Origin of the sequence: Rhizobium sp. PDO1-076, assembly GCF_000247475.1 — a bacterium.
Lineage (GTDB): Bacteria > Pseudomonadota > Alphaproteobacteria > Rhizobiales > Rhizobiaceae > Allorhizobium.
The window spans coordinates 1-1929 of sequence record NZ_AHZC01000240.1 but is presented as its reverse complement, the minus strand read 5'-3'; the positions used below and the strand labels follow the sequence as shown (position 1 = coordinate 1929).

Sequence of the window (1929 nt, the reverse complement as noted above, 5' to 3'; positions counted from 1 at the left end):
TTTTGCACAGACTGACAGATAATTTGCACGCACTGCAATCGACAATGGAACTTGGTCTTATATTAGAATAGAGGCATTCAGTGCATCCGATCTCGGCACCGCAGGCTGTCTTCACACCGCATCTTGAGGTTGGAAGGAATTTGATATGAGCACTATTCACAGAACATCACGGAATTCGCATACGGTGACGTATCCGCAATCCGATTATTCGAGAAATGCAGACGCGCGGAAGTCGACTGAAAAGAGGAAGAGTTCAGCTTCGAAATCTCTTTTTGGGAGTGGCAGCCGGTCGAGCAAAGCTACTTCGCCTGGCAAGGATAGCGTTACGCGAGCAGAGAAAGACTTGGGCGACTCTGCGATTAAGCCAGAAACATTACTGTCAGGCCAATTCAAGGCCTTTGTAGATCCGAGCAGCTCCTTTTTTAAAGACTTTGTGGAAAAGGAAGGGGGCCGTATTCTGGCTGGTAACCCGGTCCTTAAATATCTCGTTAAGGTGATCAACATCGACCCACAGGAGTTCACTCAAGGAAGTCTCTGGACGCGTTTCGCCAAAACGACGGAAAAAAACAATACAACTTTTTAGTGTCTCGCGGTATGAGATCTGAGGACGCTCTGAAAATTGTGGGTAAAGACTTCAAAAAAATCTCAAGAAAACGCAAAACTTTGAAGCGCAGATAGTACAAGCTTTTCTTATAAATTCCTATAAGCGATCACCGAGTTATAAAACCTACGTGAATGCGCTTGTTACCCGGCGCAAGGATTTGCCAAAGCAAATGCTCGAGTATGCTGGACTGGTTAAAGAGAAGGCTTACCTTGATGCTAATGTGAGTAAAGCTTGGGAATACAAGGCATCACTCGCCACGGCCAAGGTTTGTCTGATACTCAACGACATAGAAGGTGCAAAAGAAGCATGCAACCGGATTTTTCAAAACTTTACGGCTGACGTCAATCAGCAGATGCCAGCCGGCCAATTCACGCCGAATAACGTGGACGATATGCTCGGATATCTCAACGAGATAATCATTGAGGGCCTCCCATACAATGGCGTTAACCCGTTCTTCGAAAGTAAGGGCGTGGATACGACGCATGCTTCTGGCGACGAGTCTTCTGAACTTCAGCGGAATCGGTTTAGCACATTGAATCTTGACTTCGATAATGTTTCCTGGAATCTGGGATTTTTCGGGGATAATTTTGAAGTTAATCTGAAGGATGCCGGATTTATGGAGTCGGGGGCGGGTCAGCGGCTTGGCGACGCCGAGCCAAATATTCCAGGTCCGAAATCCGTGGTTCCGCCCGCTCTGCCTCCTCGAGTTGGTGCGGTGAGCGCGGATATGACGCATGCGCCTGGCGACGAGCTTTCTGGATCGCGGGCGGAACGGGTGCCTAGCATCATCGACGAGGTGGATTCTCCTCCACCATGCCCTAAAGAAGCCGAGGCCGAGGACAACGCCCAGCTTCTTCCATATGAGGAAGCTTGGCTAGAAGACTCTGCAGAGCTTGGCAAACTCCAGCCGACTCTTATCGGCACTGCGACCGGCTCCTCTGCGTCAGCGATTGGAGCGAATAAGCCGCTTGGTGTGGACCTCAATACGGATTCTTTCACTGGAACCATTCCGCCGCCGCCTCCAATGGACCTGACCGATAACGGCGATGAGCGCAGCATAGTTGCTACTAGACAATGGAGAAAATCATGACAGTTGCCTCACGACAGCGAGGGAGGGAAACAGATTTATGCCCAACAATTTAGTATACAATTCGCCCCCGGCAACGAAATTGAGGTTTGACCAAATTGTAAGGCCGTGGCCTGTCTCGGCTTTTACGTAGTCCGCGCTGGACAAGTCGGAAATAGATTTTCGGGTTCCCCAAGGGGTTGGATAACAAAATTAGCCCAGAGAGGCGGGAACGAAAAGCGCTCAATGGTCGCAGTGG

At 49.6% G+C, this 1929-nt stretch carries 2 protein-coding genes; both read left to right on the top strand.

All coding sequences use genetic code 11. The features are described from left to right. Positions 1 to 145: 145 nt before the first annotated feature. Positions 146 to 583, top strand: a complete 438-nt coding sequence (locus PDO_RS27915) for a hypothetical protein (RefSeq protein ID WP_007602768.1) — start codon at positions 146 to 148, stop codon at positions 581 to 583. A gap of 148 nt (positions 584 to 731) precedes the next feature. Beyond that, complete coding sequence (locus PDO_RS14030) at positions 732 to 1694, top strand: hypothetical protein (RefSeq protein WP_007602761.1); 963 nt, start codon at positions 732 to 734, stop codon at positions 1692 to 1694. Positions 1695 to 1929: the final 235 nt, after the last annotated feature.

Bases quoted from the DNA above. Each gene is read 5' to 3' on its own strand.
- PDO_RS27915 (WP_007602768.1), top strand. From the start codon at position 146: ATGAGCACTATTCACAGAACATCACGGAATTCGCATACGGTGACGTAT.